Here is a 2,695-nt window from a genome sequence, read left to right as displayed (position 1 = left end):
ATAATATTCTGAATATTATTATAGTTTAAAAAATAAAAAATATAAATATAATTTTAAAAAAAATTATATTTAATATTAAGAAAATTTGTCTATAATACAATATGAATTGGAAAATAATGGTCATTCATATGGAATTCACATTTATACTATAAAATATAGTTGAAGATAAATTTTAGGAGGTACATAAAAAAATATGGATAAAGAAAAAAAACATATAAGTAAAAAAGTATGGATAATTACAGGCGTTTTAGCAGTTGGCATAGGTATAGCAGGATTTTATCTTGGAAAAGAAAAAGGAAGAGATTTACCGGCAACTAGTAGGCATTATAGCGAAAATAAAGTAATAGCAACTATTGGAGACACAAAAATAAAGGAAAAAGAATTGAAAAATGTAATGGAACCTTTATTTTATATGAATGGCAAGACTAAAATGACTGATGAAGAAATAGATTATTATGAACAAAATATGATAGACCACATAGTGACGACAGAAACGCTGTATAAAGATGCAGTTAAAAATAAATTTAAGTTAGATAAAAAGACAATTGATGAACAATACAGTAATTATATGGCTACTATATCTAAAACATTTGGGCTAGATGAGGAAGCTTATTTAAAGCAGTTTGGAATAACTAAAGATGAAATGAGAAAGTCTATAGAAAAAGAAGCTGTAGCTGCTAAATATATAGAAGAAAAAAGCCAGGTAACAGATAAACAAGTTGAAGATTATTACAACAAGAATAAAAAAGATTTTAATCAAATAAGTGCATCTCATATATTAATAAAGAATACTGATGAAAATGGAAAAAAATTAGATGATGCTAAATTAAAAGAAAATAAAAAGTTAGCTGAAGATATATTAAAACAAGCTTTAGAGGGAGGAGACTTTGCTCAATTGGCTAAGAAGTACTCTGAAGATGGAAGTGCTCAAAGTGGAGGAGACTTAGGTTACTTTGGAAAAGGTGATATGGTAGCTGAATTTGAAAAAGCTGCATTTACTTTAAATGATGGTGAAATATATCCGAAGATTGTTGAAACTCAATATGGATACCACATAATAAAGAAAACTGGAGAAAAAGAAATGTCTTTTGACGATGTTAAAGAAAATCTTAAAGAACAACTAGTAGTAGAGAAACAAAATTCTTTAATTGATAAGTTAACAAAAGAATACAAAGTAGATGTTAAAAAATAAAATTTATTAAAAATGTATCTTCCTATATGACTATGATTTATAAATGTGATAAAATTATAGTAAGCATATACGGGGGGGCGATTTTAAATGATAAAAAGACCACAGGAACTAACTGAAAAAAAAGTTAAAAACCTAAGGGATGGTAGAGGAACTACTACTATGTATCATTTGATTGAAGGAAAAGAATTAAAAAATAAGGCTAAGTTAATTTCAAGATTAGTTTTAGCACCAGGTTCATCTATAGGAGTTCATGATCATACAGATGATTTTGAAGTATATTATATAATTAAAGGTGAAGGTAGAGTATTAGATGATGGATTTATGCAGCCAATTGGATCTGGAGATGTTGTTTACACAGCAGATGGAGAGTCACATTATCTAGAAAATACTGGTGATGAAGAATTAGAATTAATAGCAATAGTTATAAATGATTAAAAAGATGGGATAACCCATCTTTTTTTATGCTTTAAAAATATATTTATTAGAAATTGCTGATATTACATAAAACTTAGTTATATAAATTAAATATGCTTTGAACATAAAAAATTTAACATATTTTAAACATTAAATGTTAGAAAACTGATTTTTTGTTGTATATATAATTTGTAAAGAAAATTACGAAAATCAGTAAAAATGGTTTTTTTTCGTATGCAATAAAAAATAATAGGAAAAGTTACAGGATTTTAACTATTTATGTTTAATATACAATTAAACTGTCGTATATAAAACGTAAGTATAAAATCAACTTAAAACAGGGGGGATATTTATTGAATAAAAAAATAGCAATAGCTACGCTTGCATTCATGCCGTTGACAGCTACAAATGTATTTGCATCTGGGCAGGAAGATATTGTAATGGCTCCATCATTAAATGTAAGAAGTGAACCTTCAACAGGAAGTTCTTTTCTTTTTTCTATTAAGCAAAATGAAAAAGTAACTATATTAGAAAGCCAAGATGGATGGTATAAAATAAAAGCAGGAAATGGAAATTCTGGCTGGGCTTCTAGTGAGTATATAAAAACAGATATTAATCAAAATAATCAATCAGAATCCAAAAGAACAGTTACAGCAGATGTGCTTAATATGAGAAGCGGAGCATCTACAAGCTATAGAACAATAGCGAAAATAAAAAAAGGAACAGAAGTCGAATTAATATCAGAGAGTAATGGCTGGTCAAAGATTAAGTATGAGGGAAGAATCGGATATGCATCAAGTGAGTTTTTATCAAATGAGAATAATGTAAAACCAAGTGAAAAACCAAGTACTAATCAAAATACAGGTGCAAATTCTAATAATAATACAAATGAAACTAAAACAATAGGAAAAACAAAAGTAGTAACAGCAACATCATTAAATGTAAGAAGTGGACCATCAACAAGTAATAGTGTAATAGGGTCATTAAAACAAAATGATAAAGTAGAAGTAATATCAGAAAGTAATGGCTGGTCGAAAGTTAAGTTCAGTGGAAAAGAAGGATATGTATCAAGTGCATATTTAAAAGACT

The 2,695-nt window shown here is 27.3% G+C and carries 3 protein-coding genes; all 3 read left to right on the top strand.

Going from position 1 to position 2,695, the window contains the following annotated elements; translation table 11 throughout:
- Positions 1 to 193 precede the first annotated feature (193 nt).
- Positions 194 to 1,192, top strand: a complete 999-nt coding sequence (locus RWY47_RS14310) for a peptidylprolyl isomerase (RefSeq protein WP_150842243.1) — start codon at positions 194 to 196, stop codon at positions 1,190 to 1,192.
- Between the two features lie 87 nt (positions 1,193 to 1,279).
- Positions 1,280 to 1,627 carry a cupin domain-containing protein gene (locus RWY47_RS14305; RefSeq protein ID WP_021428853.1) on the top strand — a complete coding sequence of 116 codons (348 nt, stop codon included), beginning with the start codon at positions 1,280 to 1,282 and terminating at the stop codon, positions 1,625 to 1,627.
- Positions 1,628 to 1,959: 332 nt separating this feature from the next.
- Positions 1,960 to 2,695, top strand: a 736-nt coding sequence (locus RWY47_RS14300) for an SH3 domain-containing protein (RefSeq protein ID WP_316030356.1), incomplete at its 3' end; no start/stop codon positions are given.

Origin of the sequence: Paraclostridium sp. MRS3W1, from assembly GCF_032465715.1 — a bacterium.
Lineage (GTDB): Bacteria > Bacillota > Clostridia > Peptostreptococcales > Peptostreptococcaceae > Paraclostridium > Paraclostridium dentum.
The sequence above is the reverse complement of the archived record's forward strand: the minus strand, read 5'-3'. Positions and strand labels throughout refer to the sequence as shown.